Origin of the sequence: Pseudoalteromonas aurantia (genome assembly GCF_005886875.1) — a bacterium.
In the GTDB taxonomy this organism is placed as follows: Bacteria; Pseudomonadota; Gammaproteobacteria; order Enterobacterales; family Alteromonadaceae; genus Pseudoalteromonas; species Pseudoalteromonas aurantia_A.
Genome location: NZ_PNBY01000136.1, coordinates 1 through 3,262 on the forward strand (window position 1 = coordinate 1; position 3,262 = coordinate 3,262).

The 3,262-nt window shown below is 39.3% G+C and carries 3 protein-coding genes; 2 read left to right on the forward strand and 1 reads right to left on the reverse strand.

The genetic code is table 11. From position 1 onward, the window contains the following. Window positions 1-150: 150 nt before the first annotated feature. Window positions 151-444, forward strand: coding sequence for a hypothetical protein (locus CWC18_RS19575; protein ID WP_212747746.1), 294 nt, complete (start codon window positions 151-153; stop codon window positions 442-444). 66 nt (window positions 445-510) lie between these two features. Here CWC18_RS19575 and CWC18_RS19580 read toward each other — a convergent pair whose 3' ends face one another. Then, window positions 511-1,362: an endonuclease/exonuclease/phosphatase family protein gene (locus CWC18_RS19580; protein WP_171041172.1), complete on the reverse strand. Its 852-nt coding sequence runs from the start codon at window positions 1,360-1,362 to the stop codon at window positions 511-513. 786 nt (window positions 1,363-2,148) lie between these two features. Between CWC18_RS19580 and CWC18_RS19585 the strand changes: the two genes are divergently transcribed. Next, window positions 2,149-2,940 (forward strand): hypothetical protein, encoded by a 792-nt coding sequence (locus CWC18_RS19585; RefSeq protein WP_138591699.1) that lies wholly within the window; start codon window positions 2,149-2,151, stop codon window positions 2,938-2,940. Window positions 2,941-3,262 lie beyond the last annotated feature (322 nt).

Sequence of the window (3,262 nt, forward strand, 5' to 3'; positions counted from 1 at the left end):
CCCCCCCCCCCCCCCCCCCCCCCCCCACCCCCCCCCCCCCCCCCCCCCCCCCCCCCCCCCCCCCCCCCCCCCCCCCCCCCCCCCCACCCCCCCCCCCCCCCCCCCCCCCCCCCGTTTCATTTATTTGAATTTCACACCTTTAATGACTTGTTGTCAGGGTATTCATACTTTCCTAAAGATGAGCCAGATATTGAAGAAGAAACCACGTATACAGAAAATTGTGATGGGCAAGTGTCTCAAGTGATCACGTGGCCACATTCACTGAGTAACGTGATGAGCGCACTGATCAATGCAGGTTTGATCATAGAGCTGTTTGAAGAGCATGCTTATAGCCCTTATGATTGCTTTGACGGGCTAGAGCAGGTGGCTGAAAAGCGTTATCAAATGCAGCATAAAGAGCAGCAAGTGACTCTAATTTACTCCATAAAAGCACGTAAACCATAGTATAAACCGTGTTTTTTAACCTCGGCTAATATCGGTCCAAACGCAGACGTTTGGACCAACTATCTCCTAGAAATTAAAGCGTAACGTTAAAGCACAATGGTCGCTAAGCATGTTGTTTGGTGTCATATCTTCGAAGTAGTGAAACTGTGATTCTGGTTTATTAAGGTGCTGCACCAATGATGACGAGACAATAATATGGTCAATCGGGGCTGGGTATTTAGGGTGGCAACCTTGTACAGAGTCAGTGGTATTTAGCCATGCGCTTTGTTTCACTGTGTTTGTAAGCCCTAAATCAGCACGTAAGCGATTGCTAGGATTGGCTAAGCGGTGGTTAAAGTCTCCTAATAAGACCAAATTAGGTTGGCTTTTTTGTTGCTGCTTAAGCATATTTTTTAAAATTTCAGCTTGTTGAGCCAATACGCCACAGCTTTTGCGGTCGCTGTTTAAGTAGTCGTCAACAAAGCAGCCGCTTTTTAAGTGAAAGTTAATCAAAGAGAGTGACTTTCCTGCATGCTCTATATCCAGTTGCAATGCGTTACGAAGGCCAAACTGCGGCGCACTGAGTGCGTCTAGGTGCGTGATGTTATTAACCGTAATGGTTTTTTTCACCGCATAGGCAACTTTTTGTTGCGTTGACGACTGCTCGCTGCCGCGGCACGTATAACTTGGCGAGTCAGCTCTATCAGAGATGAATACTTGCCATTGTGATGGGTTAAAAACGCGTTGTACAGCAGCCACAGAACCGACTTCTTGCAAGGCATATATATCCGCATCTACTTTGTTTTTATAAGCGCTAAGTGCAGCATAATCGCTATTTTCTCGGCCTTTACAGCCTTGATTATTTTGTGCTGCTAAGTGTTCAATATTCCACGTAGCAACCACTAAATCATTGGTTTTTTGTGTGTTAGATGTGCTCATTACCGTTTGACAGCCCAGTATGACTGTGCTGCAAACAAGTCCTGTAAATATGTGTTTGAATCCCTGTGTGTTCATGTGTGTAATTCAATAGTTTAAGGTAGCTTGATCTTGTTACAACATAACATTAAAAAGCAATTTATTGCGGTAGATTGTAGAGAAAAGACATGTAAACCTGATTGTTATTAATTTTTGTCTGCTTTTCAGTATATAGCCCATGTAATGAATGAGAGTTTATGGGCTAAGCGGCATGCCAGCTTGAACGTGGCGAATGGTAAATCATCAATTTGCGTTGGATGTCGCTTGAAATTCTGCCACTTGAAATTCTGGCCCTAGGAGGTGTCTGATTTTTGTTCATTTATTAGGGTTTTACAAAATAAATTATTTTATTTTTTATCTTAATTTAATCTCAATGATTAAATCTAAATTACCTCATCTTCTTGATTGTGTTGTATACAGAATGGTGTGTTTTATGAAATTATTAATTTTTAGATCTTATGATTTACTGCTTTGGTGAATAGATATTTTGAAATTATACACGTTATTTAATTAAATATTTTACACTAAATGATGTTGTATTCTTATATTGTGTTTTTATCAACTTTATTTTTGCCTTCTCATAGTTAAAATCTTCTCATTTACATTTATTTAAATCAAGCTATGCCAAGATAGGAATCCTTAATAAAAGTGTAATTTGACAGCGCTGTCATTTGTGAATAGAGTGCACTCATCAACCCGGGTATATTCCGTTGATTGTTTTTATGTTGTTATTTTTATAAGGAATTTTAAATGAAAGTATGTAATTTTGCTGTAGTGGCTTTATCGTTAGCAACAATCACACAAAGTTTTGCAAGTTCAAAAAATGTGTTTGATATAGATGGCTATGATCGTTATACAACGTATGCAGAGGGCCCAGTATCTTCATCTGTTATTGCAAGTGATTATGCTCATTATCTGGATGTATACCTTCATCCGAGTGCAACAACGAATAAATGTTACTCAGCCGAGGTTCAAACTGAAAATACAGGGGAATTAATTACTTTTGCAAGTATAAGAACCGTTGACCAACATGGTAGAATTCATCAAGTCCTAACAACCATACCTGACGAGTATGTAGCAATTAATAAAAAATTAGTTGTTACCTGTGATGATGACTCAGGTGATGAATATAAAATTCATGTGAAAATTCCAAGTGCTCCAAAAATTCATTGGGTTTTGACTGTTGAGCCAACTGAAAATAGTCAATATATCCAACCTCATCAATCTTTTGGCTATCACACTGAATATAAAGCTAACAGCACGCTTCGTATCGAAAATCAGACAACTGATTCTTTCTGTCAAACCACGTCGAAATTCAGCCCGGATTTAGGCTTATTTAATGGTGTTGGTGGAGCGGATAAGTTTAATTCGAATGTATTTATGACCAATAAAGTGGTTGATAATGGTGCAAACCCTAAACCGGTCTTAATCCAATCAGTTGAATGTCAAAATTCAGCGGGTAAAACTGTTGCGAGAAAAATATTTGACTTGACTGATGAAGCAGCTATTGAGTTAATTCACGACGAAGTTGAATACCATTAATTTTTAAAAAATAAGCTTGGTTCAATGCTTTTCATTTTGGATAAGGCATTGAACTTAGTGCGAGTATGAATAAACACCATAAGTTCAACATTTTTTTAAGGTGGTCTGTTCCGCACATCGCTTCTTGTGCTTTGCACAAAAATTTTAACTGATGCACAAAAATTTTAGCTGACATATATGGACACTCCCGGTATGTCAAACAAAATAACTCTGGCGGGGTAGAATAAACTATCTCGTTTTTTCATTTCGTCGCTGCCACTGTTTGACGTTTGACCCATTTGCAATAAAGCGTTGCTCAGACATATATCCGGGCTTAACTGGT

Coding starts and splice junctions, on each gene's coding strand:
- CWC18_RS19580 (WP_171041172.1), bottom strand. CDS start 1,362: ATGAGCACATCTAACACACAAAAAACCAATGATTTAGTGGTTGCTACG.
- CWC18_RS19585 (WP_138591699.1), top strand. CDS start 2,149: ATGAAAGTATGTAATTTTGCTGTAGTGGCTTTATCGTTAGCAACAATC.